The sequence below is a fragment of the Comamonas sp. A7-5 genome, assembly GCF_039581385.1.
In the GTDB taxonomy this organism is placed as follows: domain Bacteria; phylum Pseudomonadota; class Gammaproteobacteria; order Burkholderiales; family Burkholderiaceae_C; genus Comamonas; species Comamonas thiooxydans.
Genome location: NZ_JBCPWO010000008.1, coordinates 94,355 through 110,286 on the forward strand (window position 1 = coordinate 94,355; position 15,932 = coordinate 110,286).

General features: G+C 63.4%; 14 protein-coding genes. 12 read left to right on the forward strand and 2 right to left on the reverse strand.

Annotation, left to right across the window (positions count from 1 at the left end):
• Nucleotides 1–148 precede the first annotated feature (148 nt).
• Entirely contained in the window at nucleotides 149–1,639 is a 1,491-nt protein-coding gene (locus tag AAIL67_RS15620) for a deoxyribodipyrimidine photo-lyase (RefSeq protein ID WP_343484344.1), read from the reverse strand.
• A 22-nt stretch (nucleotides 1,640–1,661) separates the two neighbouring features.
• Here AAIL67_RS15620 and AAIL67_RS15625 point away from each other — a divergent pair, with 22 nt between their 5' ends.
• From AAIL67_RS15625 to AAIL67_RS15665, 9 genes are all read left to right on the forward strand, one after another.
• Nucleotides 1,662–2,261 (forward strand): YqgE/AlgH family protein, encoded by a 600-nt coding sequence (locus AAIL67_RS15625; protein WP_003051525.1) that lies wholly within the window; start codon nucleotides 1,662–1,664, stop codon nucleotides 2,259–2,261.
• Nucleotides 2,258–2,770, forward strand: a complete 513-nt coding sequence (ruvX, locus tag AAIL67_RS15630; RefSeq protein ID WP_343484345.1) for a Holliday junction resolvase RuvX — start codon at nucleotides 2,258–2,260, stop codon at nucleotides 2,768–2,770. The genes AAIL67_RS15625 and ruvX overlap by 4 nt, the downstream gene beginning before the upstream one ends.
• The gene (pyrR, locus tag AAIL67_RS15635; protein WP_003051528.1) at nucleotides 2,767–3,297 is read left to right on the forward strand and encodes a bifunctional pyr operon transcriptional regulator/uracil phosphoribosyltransferase PyrR; all 531 of its coding nucleotides are present in this window, start codon (nucleotides 2,767–2,769) and stop codon (nucleotides 3,295–3,297) included. Before ruvX ends, pyrR begins: the two co-directional genes overlap by 4 nt.
• A gap of 2 nt (nucleotides 3,298–3,299) precedes the next feature.
• On the forward strand, nucleotides 3,300–4,262 hold the full coding sequence (locus AAIL67_RS15640) for an aspartate carbamoyltransferase catalytic subunit (RefSeq protein WP_343484346.1): 963 nt from the start codon (nucleotides 3,300–3,302) through the stop codon (nucleotides 4,260–4,262).
• A gap of 207 nt (nucleotides 4,263–4,469) precedes the next feature.
• The gene (locus tag AAIL67_RS15645) at nucleotides 4,470–5,762 is read left to right on the forward strand and encodes a dihydroorotase (protein ID WP_343484347.1); all 1,293 of its coding nucleotides are present in this window, start codon (nucleotides 4,470–4,472) and stop codon (nucleotides 5,760–5,762) included.
• Nucleotides 5,763–5,949: 187 nt separating this feature from the next.
• Nucleotides 5,950–6,711, forward strand: coding sequence for a lysophospholipid acyltransferase family protein (locus AAIL67_RS15650; RefSeq protein ID WP_045838636.1), 762 nt, complete (start codon nucleotides 5,950–5,952; stop codon nucleotides 6,709–6,711).
• A 56-nt stretch (nucleotides 6,712–6,767) separates the two neighbouring features.
• Nucleotides 6,768–7,676, forward strand: coding sequence for a LysR family transcriptional regulator (locus AAIL67_RS15655; protein ID WP_343484348.1), 909 nt, complete (start codon nucleotides 6,768–6,770; stop codon nucleotides 7,674–7,676).
• 103 nt (nucleotides 7,677–7,779) lie between these two features.
• Nucleotides 7,780–9,168, forward strand: coding sequence for an 8-oxoguanine deaminase (locus AAIL67_RS15660; protein WP_343484349.1), 1,389 nt, complete (start codon nucleotides 7,780–7,782; stop codon nucleotides 9,166–9,168).
• Between the two features lie 286 nt (nucleotides 9,169–9,454).
• Complete coding sequence (locus AAIL67_RS15665; RefSeq protein ID WP_034353916.1) at nucleotides 9,455–10,810, forward strand: nucleobase:cation symporter-2 family protein; 1,356 nt, start codon at nucleotides 9,455–9,457, stop codon at nucleotides 10,808–10,810.
• A gap of 18 nt (nucleotides 10,811–10,828) precedes the next feature.
• On the opposite strand, the gene AAIL67_RS15670 is transcribed toward AAIL67_RS15665, so the two are convergent.
• A complete protein-coding gene (locus tag AAIL67_RS15670) occupies nucleotides 10,829–11,839 on the reverse strand; it encodes a tripartite tricarboxylate transporter substrate binding protein (RefSeq protein ID WP_034353912.1) in 1,011 nt (336 codons plus the stop codon).
• A 133-nt stretch (nucleotides 11,840–11,972) separates the two neighbouring features.
• On the opposite strand from AAIL67_RS15670, the gene arsC reads away from it, so the two are divergent.
• The 3 genes from arsC (at nucleotide 11,973) to AAIL67_RS15685 (ending at nucleotide 15,909) form a co-directional block, all read left to right on the forward strand.
• Nucleotides 11,973–12,353 carry an arsenate reductase (glutaredoxin) gene (gene arsC / locus AAIL67_RS15675; RefSeq protein WP_052088129.1) on the forward strand — a complete coding sequence of 127 codons (381 nt, stop codon included), beginning with the start codon at nucleotides 11,973–11,975 and terminating at the stop codon, nucleotides 12,351–12,353.
• 171 nt (nucleotides 12,354–12,524) lie between these two features.
• A complete protein-coding gene (locus tag AAIL67_RS15680; RefSeq protein ID WP_343484350.1) occupies nucleotides 12,525–14,066 on the forward strand; it encodes a Do family serine endopeptidase in 1,542 nt (513 codons plus the stop codon).
• 283 nt (nucleotides 14,067–14,349) lie between these two features.
• Nucleotides 14,350–15,909, forward strand: a complete 1,560-nt coding sequence (locus AAIL67_RS15685) for an ATP-binding cassette domain-containing protein (RefSeq protein WP_063664750.1) — start codon at nucleotides 14,350–14,352, stop codon at nucleotides 15,907–15,909.
• Nucleotides 15,910–15,932 lie beyond the last annotated feature (23 nt).

Here is a 15,932-nt window from a genome sequence, read left to right on the forward strand (position 1 = left end):
ATCTGGATTGCATTTCAGACTGATATTGATCTGAAATGCATGAAGAACGTACGCAAGCCGCTTCTTTTTTTGAGTGGCAGCCTATTGGACGGTTGGCAGCCGGGCACACGGGGATATGGACCTCCACAGGGTCAGGAGCCAGGAAAGCTCAAGCTTCTTTCTTGAGGATTCCGTAGCGCGCCAGGGTTTTCTCCCGGGCCGCGGCATGATCCACGACGGGCAGGGGATAGTCGCGCCCCAGTGTGATGCCTGCTTCGGCCAGTTCCAGCGGCTTGGCCAGCCAGGGGGCATGCCGCAGTTTGGCCGGCAAGGGCGTCAGCTCGGGGACGTAGCGCACGATGAACTTGCCGTCCGGATCGAACTTCTCGCTCTGGGTCACCGGGTTGAAGATGCGGAACCAGGGCTGGGCATCGCAGCCCGTGGAGGCCGCCCATTGCCAGCCGCCGTTATTGGCCGCCAGATCGAAGTCATTGAGCTTTTCGGCGAAATAGGCTTCGCCCCGGCGCCAGTCCAGACCCAGGTCCTTGACCAGAAAGCTGGCCGTGACCATGCGCAGCCGGTTGTGCATATAGCCGCTGGTATTGAGCTGGCGCATGGCGGCATCGACCAGCGGGTAGCCGGTGCGGCCTTCGCACCAGGCGGCGAAGAGGGTGTCGGCCTCGGCTCCCGTCTCCCATTCGATGGCGTCATACGCCGGCTTGAAGCTGCGCTCCACCACATAAGGCTGGTGGGCCAGGATCTGGAAGTAGAAGTCGCGCCAGATCAGCTCGCTGAGCCAGGTGGCCGCCCCTTCGCGTGCAGCGGCAGACCAGTCCTCGTTGTGGGCCGCCTCATGGGCGAGGCGGGCCAGCTCGCGTATCGACACGGTGCCGAAGCGCAGATGGACGCTGAGATAGCTGGGCCCCTTGAGGGCCGGGAAGTCGCGTGCCGTCTTGTACTGCGGCAGGCGCGGCAGAAAATCGGCCAGCAGCTGGCGCGCGCCGCTGACGCCGGTGGGCAGGCGCAGGCCGGCCAGCGTGTCCGGGGCAAAGCCCAACTCGGCGGCCGTGGGAATCGGGCGGCGCTCGGTGTCCGGCAGATCAGCCAGCTTGGCAGCGAGATCGCGCTCGCTGGGGTAGGCCGAGAGATAGAACGGTGTGATCTTTCGCAGCCAGGCGTTCTTGTAGGGCGTGAAGACCGAAAACGGCGACAGGCTCTGGGTCAGTACCTCGTCGCGCGCAAAGATGCGGTGGTCCTTGAAGCGCAGCAGCAACTGCCCCTGGGTCTTGAGGCTGCGCCCCACCTGCGCGTCGCGGGCGATGGCCGCAGGTTCGTCGTCGTCGTTGCAGAAGACGGCGCCCGCGCCCAGCTGCCGGGCCAGGGCAGGGATGAGGTCCTGGGGCAGGCCGCGCCGCGTGATCAGCCCTGTCTGCGGGCGTCCTGCGGTCTCGCGCAGGGCGGCAGCCAGCTCGGTCAGACTCTGGCAGATGAACTCCACGCGGCGGTCGGCGCGGGGCAGGGCGGCAAGAATGCTGTCGTCGAAGACAAAGACGCAATACAGCTTTTCACATTGCTGCAATGCATGATAAAGGGCCGCGTTATCGGCCAGACGCAGGTCGCGCCGCAGCCAGATCAAGCCCACAGGGTAAGAAGGAGTCATGGATCGCCAGTAAAATCGCTGCATGTCTGCAGAATCTGCGCCTATCAACTTGACGCACCACTTCCTGATTGCCATGCCCGGCCTGGAAGATGAGTCGTTTTCGCGCAGCGTTGTCTACCTGTGCGAGCATAGCGAGCGTGGCGCGCTCGGTCTGATTATCAACAAGCCCTCCAAGCTCAGCCTGCAAGGCCTGCTGCAAAAAGTGGATTTGGGTCTCAAGCGCGATGATTTGCGCGACCAGCAGGTCTTTACCGGTGGCCCGGTGCAGACCGATCGCGGCTTTGTGCTGCATGAGCCCATGGTCATCGAAGGCGCACCCGAGAACGAATCGGCCTATGCCTCGACCATGACCATTCCAGGCGGTCTGGAGATGACCACGTCCAAGGATGTGCTCGAAGCCCTGTCTGACGGTGCCGGTCCCAAGCGCGTGCTGGTCACGCTGGGCTATTCCTCCTGGGATGAAGGCCAGCTCGAATCCGAAATTGGCGAAAACGCCTGGCTGACCGTGGAAGCCGACCCCGAGGTGATCTTCAGCACCCCGGTGGATGAGCGCTATGACCGCGCTCTGGGCCTGCTGGGTTTGCAGCGCTGGATGTTGTCCCCAGAGTCGGGTCGCGCATGAACGATATTTCCTCTTCCAACAAGGCCGCCGATGCGGCCTTTTCCTCGACTTTTTCCTCGGCCGAAAATGCGGCTGCCAGGCCTGCATCGGCGCCCGCACCGCAAAAGCCCGAGGTGCCGGCCCATTTCCAGCAGTTCCTGGGCTTTGACTTCGGCATCAAGCGCACGGGCTGCGCCTCGGGCAACCGCGTGCTGGGCGGCGCCAACCCGCTGCCCACCATCAAGGCCGAAGCGGCGGATGCACGCCTGGCCGCGGTGGAAAAGCTGATCCGCGAGTGGCAGCCCAATGCCCTGGTGATAGGCGTGCCCTACCACCCCGATGGTGCGGCACACGAGAACACGGCCCGGGCCCTGAAATTCGGCCGCCAGCTCAGAAGTCGCTTCAAGCTGCCGGTGTACGAGGTGGACGAACGCTATAGCACGACCGAAGCCCTGGCGGGTGGCGCACGCGACGCCGACGCGGCTTCGGCCTGCATCATTCTTGAACAGTTTTTGAGGAGTCTCCCATGAGTGAAACCATTGCAGGAAACCAGCCGGGACAAGGCAGCCTGATCCTGGACGCCGAAGCCCTGTATAGCGAGCTGCTGCGCGGCGTGCAGCGCATCATGGGCCCCAATACCCGTCTGGCGGGCATCACCTCGGGCGGCGCCTGGCTGGTCGAGCGCCTGCACAAGGATCTGAACCTCAAGGGCAAGCCCAGCGTGCTGTCTTCCTCGCTGCACCGCGACGATTTTGCCCAGCGCGGCATGGCTTCCAGCGCCCAGACCCAGATCGCCTTCGATGTGAACGGCGCCGATGTGCTGGTGCTCGACGATGTGCTCTACACCGGCCGCACCGTGCGTGCCGTGCTCAACGAACTCTATGACTACGGCCGCCCCGCCAGCGTGCGACTGGCCGTTCTGGTGGACCGGGGAGGGCGCGAGCTGCCCATCCAGGCCGACTTTGCCGCAGCGCGCGTGGCGCTGCCGGCCGACCGTTCCCTGGCGCTGGCGCGCGACGAGAGCGGTGTTTTCCACTTCCGCATTCAAGAGGCCTGATCGTGCTGTACAAGCGCAACCCCCAACTCAACAAGAACGGCGAGCTGATCCACCTGCTCTCCACCGAAGGCCTGTCCAAGGACATCCTGACCCAGATTCTCGACACGGCCAGCAACTTCGTCAGCGTCAACGACCGTGAAGTCAAGAAGGTGCCTCTGCTGCGCGGCAAGAGCGTGTTCAATCTGTTCTTCGAGAACAGCACGCGCACCCGCACCACCTTCGAGATTGCGGCCAAGCGCCTGTCGGCCGACGTCTTCAACCTGGACATCGCGCGCAGCTCGGCCAGCAAGGGCGAGACCCTGCTGGACACCATCGACAACCTCTCGGCCATGGCGGCCGACATCTTTGTCGTGCGCCACAGCGAGTCGGGCGCTCCCTATCTGATCGCCAAACATGTGGCGCCCCATGTGCATGTGGTCAATGCCGGCGACGGCCGCCATGCCCACCCCACCCAGGGTCTGCTGGACATGTACACCATCCGCCACTACAAGCAGGATTTCTCCAATCTGCGCGTGGCCATCGTGGGCGACGTGCTGCACTCGCGCGTGGCGCGCTCGGACATCCACGCCCTGACCACACTCGGCGCTGCCGAGGTGCGCGTGGTCGGCCCGCGTACCCTGGTGCCCTCGGACATGGCCAGCATGGGTGTGCGCGTCTTCCACTATCTGGAGGAAGGCATCAAGGACTGCGACGTCATCATCATGCTGCGTCTGCAGAACGAGCGCATGAGTGGCGCGCTGCTGCCTTCGAGCCAGGAATACTTCAAGAGCTTCGGTCTGACCGAAAAGCGCCTGGAGCTGGCCAAGCCCGATGCCATCGTCATGCACCCCGGCCCCATCAACCGCGGCGTGGAGATCGACTCCGCCGTGGTGGACGGCCCGCAGGCCGTGATCCTGTCTCAGGTGACCTTCGGTATCGCCGTGCGCATGGCTGTCATGTCGATCGTCGCGGGTAATGAGGCTTGAACACCCCCTGAGCCACTGCGCGGCTTCCCCCTCTCTCGCGATGCGGGAGGGGGACGACACCCTCGCGTCGGGGCGGCCCTAGCTTGGTGTCCCTTGCGAAAGTTGACGAAGCAAACTGCAGTTGCTGGTGGTGACGGTTTTTAGAGATATTTTTATAGCTGCTAGCGCTTGTGTGGCAAGGGCTGGAAGCCAATTTGGTGCCAAACCATGAAGATTTTGATTCGCAATGGCCGGGTGATGGACCCGGTACGAGGTTTTGACCAGCAGGCCGATATCGCCATCGATGGCAGCGTGATCGCCGCGATCGGCACGGTGCCCGAAGGTTTTGTGGCCGAGCGTGAAATCGACGCCTCCGGCCAGTGGGTGCTGCCCGGTCTGGTGGACCTGGCCGTGCGCCTGCGCGAGCCCGGTCACGAGCATGAAGGCATGCTGCAGTCCGAGATGGCGGCTGCCGTGGCCGGTGGCGTGACCAGCCTGGTCTGCCCGCCCGATACCGAGCCCGTGCTCGACGAGCAGGGCCTGTTGGAAATGCTCAAGTTCCGTGCCGAGAAGCAGCACAAGTCGCGTCTGTTCCCCATGGGCGCGCTGACCGTGGGACTCAAGGGTGAAACGCTGACCGAGATGGCCGAGCTGACCGAGTCCGGCTGCGTGGCCTTCGGCCAGGCGGATGTGCCGCTGTCCAGCATCACCACGCTGAGCCGTGCGCTGAGCTACGCCAACACCTTTGGCTATGCCGTGTGGCTGCGCCCGCAGGACAAGGATCTGGGCAGGGGCGTGGCCGCCAGCGGCGCGCTGGCCACCCGCATGGGTCTGGCCGGGGTGTCCGTGGCGGCAGAGACGATTGCGCTGCACACCATCTTCGAGCTGATCCGTGGCTCGCAGACCCGGGTTCACCTGTGCCGCATCTCCAGCGCCGCCGGCGTGGAGCTGGTGCGCCGAGCCAAGGCCGAGGGCCTGAACGTGACGGCCGACGTGTCCATCAACTCGCTGCTGCTGACCGAGAACGACATCGGCTACTTCGACAGCAGTGCCCGTGTGGTGCCCGTGCTGCGTCAGCAGCGCGACCGCGATGCGCTGTCTGCCGCGCTGGCTGACGGCACCATCGATGCGCTGGTTTCCGACCACTGCCCGGTGGACGAAGACGCCAAGGTGCTGCCTTTTGCCGAAGCCGAACCCGGTGCGACCGGCGTGGAGCTGCTGCTGTCGATTGCCGTGAAGTGGAGCCGCGACTACAAGGTGCCGCTGAACCGCGCACTGGCTGTCGTGACTTCGGCACCCGTTGCCGTGTTGGGTAGCGCCCTGGGCGAGCAGCAGTCCCTGCTGGGGCAGCTCAAGGTGGGCGGTGTGGCAGATCTGTGCATCGTCGACCCCGAGGCGGAGTGGACGGTCGATCCCAAGACGCTTCAAAGCCAGGGCAAGAGCACGCCATTCAACGGTTACGAACTGCCTGCGCGCGTGGTAACGACTATCGTTGACGGCGCTGTCGCTTATCAACGATGAGCTCCCCCTGAGCGGCTTTGCCGCTTCCCCCTCTCTCGATGCGTTGCATCGGGAGGGGGACGACACCCTCGGTGCGCGGCGGCGCTTCCTCGGTGCCTCTGACTTTGCATTGCGCCAGTCTTAGGCGCTTGCCGGTTTCAAGTTGCAGCAACTGAGTCACAACGAGCCGCTACACTGTTTGAGAATCATGGCAAACGGCTTGCACAAAATCAAAACCGGCTCGCGTGCGGTATGGCGCGGACTGCGTCTGCTGGCCCATGTGGCCAAGGGCGCCTGGATCGTGGCGTTTCGCTTTCCGCAGCTGCACTACCTGCAGCAGCACGAACATGTGCAGGCCTGGGCTGCAACGCTGCTGCTGCGGGCCGGGGTGCAACTGCAGGTCAAGGGGCAGCCACCGGCCCAGGGGCCGGTACTTATGGTCAGCAACCATATCTCCTGGCTCGATATTCCGCTGCTCCATGCGGCGCGCCATTGCCGCTTCATCTCCAAATCCGACGTCAAGGGCTGGCCCATCATCGGCACGCTGGCGACGGCTGCAGGCACGCTCTACATCCAGCGCAGCTCGCGCCGCGATGCGGTGCGCATGGTGGGAGCCATGGAAGAGGCCTTCAAGCGCGGCGAAATCCTTGCCGTCTTTCCTGAAGGGACGACGGGCGATGGACGCAGCCTGCTCTCGTTTCACTCCAATCTGCTCGAAGCCGCCGTGCAATGCGATGCACCGGTACAGCCCGTGGGGCTGCGCTTTGTCGATGGCAAGACAGGCAGCACCAGCTATGCCGCAACCTATGTAGGGGACGAGACCTTGCTTGGCTCCATCTGGCGCGTGCTTTGTTCGGAGCAACTGATTGCAGTGGTGCACTATGGCGAGGCGCAGAGCGCACAAGGGCGCGACCGCCGCGCCTGGGCCAAGGACTTGCACACCGAAGTGGACAGGCTGCGCCAGAACTAGGTGCTCTGCCTTGGCCGGCGCTTTCCGCAGCCGGTCAAACCCTGTAGGCTGCGCGCATGCACGCCAGAGTTTTGCGCTATCTCGATGAAGTGGTTCGCCGCGGCTCCATCCGCAAGGCGGCCGAGTACCTGCATGTGGCTCCCACGGCCGTGAATCGGCAGATTCTCGATCTGGAGGCCGAGCTGGGGGCGCCGCTGTTCGACCGCATCCACAATCGTCTGCGCCTGACGCCTCTGGGCGAAATGGTGCTGACCCATGTGCGCAGCACCTTGCGTGAGCATGCAGCGCTGCGCGAGCGCATTGCCGACTTCAAGGGCATGAGACGTGGCGAGATCACGGTGGCGGCGACGTCCGGCCTGGCGGGCTCCTTGCTTCCATCGCTGGTGCATGACTTTCGAAGCAGCCATCCGGGGATGGTCGTGCGTGTCATCGACCTGCCCACGCAGGCCATTGTGTCTGCCGTGGAAGCCGGGGAGGTGGACCTGGGCCTTGCCTACGATCTCACGCCCAGACCCGGTTTGCGCATGCTGGCGGCCAGCGAATGGCAGATTGGAGCCATCCTGCCGGTCAAGCACCCGCTGGCCCAGCATTCGTCGCTGCTGCTCAGCGAATGCGTGGGTCATCCGCTGATTCTGCCTGCACCGGCTCTGACCATACGCAGTCTGCTCAACGAAGCCTTCGCGCGCAGTGCCATCGAGGTGACGCCGGTGGCCGAGTCCACCTCCATGGCCTTGATACAGCGCCTGGTCATGCTTGGCGAGGGCATTGCCTTGCTCAACGCTCTGGATGTGCTGGAGGAGCTGGATCGCGGCTCGCTGAGCTTCGTGCCTCTGCGCGACGCACATCTGCAGCGCCAGACCCTGATGCTGTTCGTGCGCAAGGGGGCCGAGCTGAGCGCGGCTGCCGAGCTCATGGCGGCAAGCATCGAATCCGCGCTGGCGCGGCTCTACGCCAGAAAACACTGATTCACTGTCCACATTTTGTGGACATGCTTGGCTGAATTCAGCGCTATCGCGCGCTTGGGTGCCTCTCTAGACTTGCGCTTCTTGTTTAGAGAGGAAGAAACCCATGACCCTGATTGCCCTGAATGCCGACGTACTGGTCACCATGGATGCGCAACGCCGCGAGATCAAGGACGGTGCGCTGGTGGCGGACGGCCCGGCCCTGCTGTGGGTGGGCGCAACGGCCGAGTTGCCGGCGCAATACCGCCGCATGGCCGACGAGGGCCAGGCGCGCGTGCTGGACATGCGCGGCAAGGTCGTGACGCCGGGCCTGGTCAACACCCACCATCACATGTACCAGAGCCTGACGCGTGCCGTGCCGGCCGCTCAGGATGCCGAGCTGTTCTCGTGGCTGCAGAACCTCTACATGCTGTGGTCGCACCTGACGCCCGAGATGATCCATGTCTCGACCCAGACCGCCATGGCCGAGCTCATGCTGTCGGGCTGCACCACGACCAGCGACCATCTGTACCTGTTTCCCAATGGCTCGCGCCTGGACGATTCCATTGCGGCTGCGCAGCAGATGGGTATGCGCTTTCACGCCGCGCGCGGCTCCATGAGCCTGGGCCGCAGCAAGGGCGGTCTGCCACCCGATGTGGTGGTGGAGGAGGAAGAGGCCATCTTGCGCGACAGCCTGCGCCTGATCCAGCAATACCACGACGGCTCGCGCCACTCCATGCTGCGCGTGGTTCTGGCCCCATGTTCGCCATTCTCGGTGACGCGTGATCTGATGCGCGAATCGGCGGTGCTTGCGCGTGCGCACGGTGTCTCGCTGCACACCCATCTGGCCGAGAACGACAACGACGTGGCCTTCTCGCGCGAGAAGTTCGGCCTGACCCCGGCGCAATACGCCGAGGACCTGGGCTGGGTGGGGCGCGACGTCTGGCATGCGCATTGCGTCAAGCTCGATCCCGAAGGCATTGCGCTGTTTGCGCGCACCGGCACCGGTGTGGCGCACTGTCCATGCTCCAACATGCGCCTGGCATCGGGCATCGCACCCATTCGCAGCATGCGTGATGCCGGCGTTTCCGTGGCCCTGGGTGTGGACGGCAGTGCATCGAACGACGGTGCCCACATGCTGGGCGAGGCGCGCCAGGCCATGCTGCTGCAGCGCGTGGGCTACGGCCCGGCGGCCATGAGTGCCCGAGAGGCGCTGGAGATCGCCACGCTGGGCGGTGCGCGCGTGCTCAACCGCGACGACATCGGCGCACTGGCTCCCGGCATGTCTGCCGACTTCGTGGCCTTCGACATGGAAGACGTTGGCTATGCGGGTGCTGGCCACGACCCCGTGGCAGCACTGGTGTTCTGCACGCCGGCCAATGTGTCCAGCAGCGTCATCAACGGGCGTGTGGTTGTCGAGGACGGGCGTCTGCTGACCGCTGACCTGCCCGTGGTGCTGGGCCAGCACCGCAATCTCGCGCGCAGCCTGTTCGAGCGAGCCGCAGCAGGACATTGAGACTTTTCGGTGACGGTCATCGCTGGTCCATTGCGATGGCCGGACATCGGTGTGAGAGAGATTCCAAGCCTTTGTGGCACTGGAAGAAAAGTGGGCTCGGGACTGGTGTCAGGTGACTTGGAGTGCCAGAAATTCTTTCTCGATGCTGGACAAGCTATACGGCGCCGCGCATGGGCTGTATCGGCAACGGCATATGAGAGCTCCCGGTTGCGTGCTTAGTCTTGTGGCCTTCGCGGGGAAGCCTATTCCCCGGCGATTGCATACCTAAAAAACAGGAGACAAGACCATGGAAAAGCTGCTTTACGGGGTGGAAGACCGTCCGCCCAGCCTCATCACCACCACGCTGCTTTCGCTGCAGCATCTGCTCGCCGCGCTGGGCGGCATCATCGCCGTGCCGCTGGTGTTCGGCGGCGCGCTCAAGCTGCCGGCCGACCAGATCGTGGCCCTGGTCAATGCGGCTTTGCTGGGCTCGGGCGTCGTCACCATCATCCAGTGCCGTGGCGTGGGACCTGTCGGCATACGCCTGCCTTGCGTGATGGGTACCAGCTTCGCCTTTGTCGGCGCGGGCATCAGCGTGGGACTGGAGCATGGTGTGCCCGGCATCCTGGGCTCTTCGCTCGTGGGCTCGCTGGTGATGATCGTCGGCAGCTTTTTCATGCCGGTGATCCGTCGCTTCTTTCCGCATACCGTGACCAGCGTGGTTGTGACCATGATCGGGCTGTCGCTCACGCCCGTCGCCGTGGACTGGGCCGCCGGCGGCGTGGGCAGCGGCAGCTACGGCGCCGTGGGCAATCTGGCGATTGCGGGCTTTGTGCTGGCGCTGGTGATCGGCTTTGTGCAATGGGGCAAGGGCGTGATCTCGGCATCGGCCGTGGTGCTGGGCATTGCCTGCGGCTATCTGCTGTGCCTGGCCCTGGGTCTGATCGACTTCACCCAGGTGCGCGAGGCGCCGATCTTCGCGATTCCGCAGCCACTGCATTTCGGCATGAGCTTTCCGGTATCGGGCATCGTCGCCATGTCCATCGCCTTTCTCGTAACCATTGTCGAGACCACGGGCACTTTCATGGCCCTGGGGGCGGCAACGCGGACGCCGATCCGCGGCAAGCGCCTGGCCAGCGGCATGCTGTGCGACGGCGTGGGTTCGGCCTTTGCCGCCGTGATGTCGAGCCCGCCGGTTTCCACCTTCGCGCAGAACGTGGGCGTGGTCTCGCTCACGGGCGTGGCCAGCCGCCATGTGGTGATGCTGACCGGCGTGATGCTGCTGCTGGCCGGACTGTTTCCGGTGCTTGGCGCGCTGGTAGTGACGATTCCCCAGCCAGTGCTCGGCGGTGCGGGCCTGATGATGTTTGCCATGATCATCCTGGCGGGCATCCGCATGCTCAGCGGTGCAGAGCAGACGCGTCGCAGCGGCCTGATCATTGCAGTCTCGCTGGGCTGCGGCCTGGCCGTGACGGTGCGCCCCGATCTGCTCTCCAAGATGCCTGCCTTTGTGCGCGAAGTGTTCGGCTCGGGTATTACCGTGGGTGCGCTGGTGGCCGTGGGCCTGAATCTGCTGCTGCCGGGGCGCGAGTTCGATGCCCACGAGGAAGAACTGGAGTCCGCAACGGCAGCCCCGGTTGCAACCAGTTCCGCCGCAGCCTGAAGCGCAGGCCCTGGGCGCTTAAAGCGTCATCTTGCTGTCGATGATGACCTTGCGCCAGCGCGCGAGGTCCTTGACGATGAGATCGGCAAAGACCTTGGGCGTGCTGGGCATGGGCTGGGCGCCTTCGCTTTGCAGACGCTCGAGGATGGCGGGGCTTCGCAGCGAGGCATTGATCTGCTGATTGATCCTGGCGACCACGTCGGCGGGCATATTGGCAGGGCCGACCACGCCATACCATTGGTCGGCCTCAAAGCCGGGCAAGCCTGCTTCGGCCACGGTAGGCACATTGGGTAGTGCAGGGATGCGCTGAGGTGATGAAACGGCGATGGCCTTGATCTGGCCTGCGCGGATCTGCGCAAGCACGGCGGGAATGCCGGTGAACAGGGCCTGAACCTGACCGGCCACCAGATCATTGACGGCCGGGGCCGTGCCCTTGTAGGGCACATGCTGCATCTTCAGCCCTGCTTGCAGGCTCAGATAGGCCATGGTCATATGCGCGGCGCTGCCGTTGCCGCCCGAACTGAAGTTCACTGCGCCCGGGTTGGCCTTGGCGTAGCTGATGAACGATGCCAGATCATTGACCGGCAGCGATGGATGCACGACCAGCACGTTGGGCACACGCGCCACCCAGGCCAGAGGCGTAAAGCTCTTGATAGGGTCGTAAGGCAGCTTGGGGTAGAGCGTGGGTGTAACGGCCAGCGTGCCCACATGACCCATGAGCAGGGTGTAGCCATCGGCACTGGCCTTTGCCACGCGGTCCGCGCCGATGCTGCCGCCTGCGCCGGCAACGTTTTCCGGCACCACGCTCTGGCCCCAGGCGGTCGTCAGCTCATGACCTATGGCGCGACCCAGAATGTCGGCGGAGCCGCCGGGCGTGAACGGAATGACCATGCGTATGGCCTTGCTGGGGTACCTCGAGTCCTGTGCCAGAGCTGTGCCGGTCAGACCGCCCAAGGCGGTGGCCGCAGCCCATTGGCTCCATTGGCGGCGGTTCAGAGTGAAGGGATCGCATGCGGTGAAAGCGGGCATATTGTCTCCTCATGATGTTTTGCAGGCAGTCTATGAGATGGCGCTCTGCCTGGCTCTGGCGCAGCCGGCATAGCTGCTATGCAGTGACTGCCTGCCAAGCCTTGGACAGGCACAGGCTCGCTACACTGCAGTCATGACTACAAGTACAGACACCCCCGTGAATCGCCCTGACATCACCATTTTTCACAACAGCCGCTGCAGCAATTCGCGCGGCGCGCTGGCGCTGCTGCGCGAGCATGGCATCGAGCCAAATATCGTCGATTACATCGCCACGCCGCTGACGGCGCCAGAGTTGGCAGAGCTGGTGGCACACCTGGGCGTTCCGGTGCGTGACTTGCTGCGTACCAAGGAAGCTCAGTTCAAGGAACTGGGTCTGGACAACGCAGCGGTCAGCGATGTCCAGCTGATTCAGGCCGTGGCTGCGAATCCGGTGCTGCTCAATCGACCCATTGTGGTCACCCCCAAGGGGGCCAAGCTTTGTCGCCCGCCGGAGCTGGTGCTGGAGCTCATCTGAGCGAGGTGGGTTGCAGATTGAAAATGGCCTGAACTCCTTGAGCTGCAGATGCAAGCAGCTTCTGGTTCAGGTGCATTGGTGAATACCGCAAGCACCTAAGTCTCGCCTAAGTGTGGACGTTCAAACTTCCCTTCAACGACACCGATCCGGTGCTTTTCTGAAAGGATGACCATGAACACAATTCTCTCCACACCCCGCCGATTGGTCATGGCCCTGGTGGCCGCTGGTGCGATCGGCGCACTGGGCGCCACCGGCGCCGGCCTGGTGGGAACCCGCAGTGCTGCCCAGGCGCAGGTGACGCAATCTGCGGTGGTCGCGCAACCTGCAGCCCTTAACCTGCCAGCGGTGAATGCTCCCAATTTCGCAGATATCACGGCGCGCAACGGAGCGGCCGTGGTCAATATCAGCGTGGTGGGTTCCTCTCGCACCATGAGCGACGATGAAGGCGACCAGACCAGCGAACGTCAGCCACAGGGTCAGGGCATCAGCCCCGATGACCCCTTCCTTGAGTTCTTCCGCCAGTTCGGCTTTCCTGGAATGCCGGGCGGGCAGGGCATGGGGCCAGGTGCGCAGCAGCCTGATACACCCATGCGCGGCCAGGGCTCGGGCTTTATCGTCTCCAGCGACGGCGTGATTCTGACCAATGCCCATGTGGTGCATGGCGCAAAGGAAGTGACGGTCAAGCTCAACGACCGTCGCGAGCTCAGGGCCAAGGTGCTGGGAGCCGACCCCAAGACCGATGTGGCGGTACTCAAGATTGACGCTGCCGGGCTGCCCACGGTCAAGCTGGGCCAGACCAGCCAGCTGCGTGTGGGCGACTGGGTGCTGGCGATCGGCTCGCCCTTCGGCTTTGAGAACAGCGTGACGGCGGGTGTGGTGAGCGCCAAGGGACGTTCTCTGCCCGATGATTCCTTTGTTCCCTTCCTGCAGACGGATGTGGCGATCAACCCCGGCAACTCCGGTGGCCCGCTGTTCAACGCACAGGGCGAGGTCGTGGGCATCAACAGCCAGATCTACACCCGCTCGGGCGGGTATCAAGGGGTGTCGTTTGCGATTCCCATTGAGCTGGCAACCCGTGTGCAACAGCAGATTCAGGCAACGGGCAAGGCCCAGCATGCCAAGCTGGGCGTGAGTGTGCAGGAGGTCAATCAGGCCTTTGCCGATTCCTTCAAGCTGGATAAGCCCGAAGGTGCATTGGTGGCCAGTGTCGAAAAGAATGGCCCTGCCGCCAAGGCCGGACTGGAACCGGGCGATGTGGTGCGCAAGGTGGATGGCAAACCCGTTGTTGGTTCGGGCGATCTGCCGGCCTTTATCGGCCAGGCCTTGCCGGGGCAGAAAGTGACGCTGGAAGTCTGGCGCAAGGGTGAATCCAAGACTCTGAGTGCGACCCTTGGCGATGCCAGTGACAAGGCTGCGAAGGTGGCCAAGTCCTCTCCGGACGCTGACAAGGGAAAGCTGGGGCTGGCTTTGCGCCCCCTGCAGCCTGAGGAAAAAAAGCAGATTGGCGTGGACTCTGGCCTACTGGTGGCTCAGGCCAGCGGTCCGGCAGCAGCAGCAGGTATCAGCCAGGGAGACGTGCTGCTGTCCATCAATGGCGCACCTGCCGGAAATATCGATGAGGTGCGGGCCGCAGTCGCCAAGGCGGACAAGACCGTGGCCGTGCTGATCTGGCGCGATGGCAACAAAATCTTTGTGCCGGTGCGCCTGGGCTGACTGACGCCCTGACTACGTAGAAAACCGCACCCTTCCGGGTTGCGGTTTTTCTTTATCTGCTTTCATTGATTTAAAACAAAAATATCTGAATGAACGAATATTCTATGAATTTCAACATAATGTTGTCATATTTCAAGAAGTGACGAGTTTCAGGAGGAGTAATGCCATAGACTGCCGGGCCAAAGCATTCATTCGTCTTTTTGACGCCGTTTGGTGGCGATTTGGCGTGACCGCAAATACATCGTGACGGCCCTCGGAGCAGGCGCTGCGAGGGGAAGATTTTTTGGATCAGCAACACAGTCTGCAGGTGCAAGGCCTGGGCGCTTCATATGGTCCACGCGTGGTTTTGGCCGAAGTGGATTTCACACTTCCGCAATCAGGCGTAACCGCATTGCTGGGCCCTGCGGGTACAGGAAAATCCACGCTGCTGCGCACGCTGGCCGGACTAAATGCGGTCAATCCGCGTTTTCGCAGCTGGGGGCAGGTGGTCTATTGCGCTCATCCATTGCGTATGCCTTTGAGCGCCGATGGCGTGCAGGTCTTGCCGCGCCTGGTACAGCAGCATGCCCGGCTCATGCGCGCCAACACCCTGGATGCACTGATCGAGAGGGCGCGCCAGAGCGAGTCACGTGCGCCACTGGAGTGGCGTCAGTGGGTGACTGAACAGCTGCAGCACTATGGCTTTGCCAAGCTGGCCCAGGCTCTGGACAAGTCCACCATGCTGTTGAGCGCGGTGCAGCAACGCGCCGTGGCCATTTTGCGCGAGGCCTGGGCCAAGCCGGCGGTGTTGATGATCGATGAGCCCACGGCTGATCTGGAAGGCTATGAGGCATTTTTGCTGCTGGACGTGATCAAGCAGATCGGTCAGCAGCGCAGTGTGCTGCTGATCACGCACCAGCAGCAGCATGCCCAGGCTGCTGCGCAGCAGATGCTGTTGCTCGCAGGCGGGCGGATCCAGGAAGCCGCAGCAATGGCTGCGTTCACTCAGCGGCCGCTCAGTGCCGCCGGTCAGCAATTCCTGCGTACCGGCAGCTGCGCTGTCCCCATGCCGGGTACGCCTTTGAGTGAGCTGGCTGACGATGTGCTGCCGCCACCTCCCTTGCCTGACGCCGCCTTGGCGGCCATTGCCGAATTTTCCGACCTGCCTGCATCTTCGGCCGCAGTGAGTGAGGTCGTGGCTCCCTTCAAATCGGAACCCGTGCTGCCTGCGTCAACGTCGGCCTCTGCACCTGAGCCTGCTCTGTCGCAACCGGCAGCGGTTGCGTCATCTGGCCTGTCCGCCACAGCCCGCTACCAGCCTCGCACTGTAAATGCGGCTGTGTTGATGGAAATGCAGCCATTGCTGGCAGCTGAAAATGCCATGCCAGCCAGCCGCGGCCCGAACGGGTTTTCCTGGCTGGTGCCTGGGAGGCTGGCAGGTACGCCCTGGCCGGGCGTGGTCCATGACATGGACGCTGACCTCAAGGCTCTGAATCGTTGCGGTATCACCATGCTGATCACGTTGACGGAAAAGGACTTCCCGCAGGATGCCTTGGCCCGCAATGGGCTCAAGAACTTTCACCTGCCGGTCTATGACCACGAGCCACCGACAGTGGCACAGATGCAGATGCTGCTGGCACGCATGTCGGTCGCCCTGCGCCGTGGAGAGGTGCTTGCCGTGCACTGCCTTGCAGGATTGGGCCGTACCGGAACCGTGCTTGCCGCCTGGCTGGTACGCGAGGGCCTGACTGCCGGAGAGGCGCTGCGCCGTGTGCGATTGATTGACGCTCAGTATGTGCAATCCGAGGCACAGGAAGCGCTTCTTTATCAATTCGAAAACGCATTGCTGCAAAAGATGGCGTGATGTTTTCAAGACCACCAAAGCAT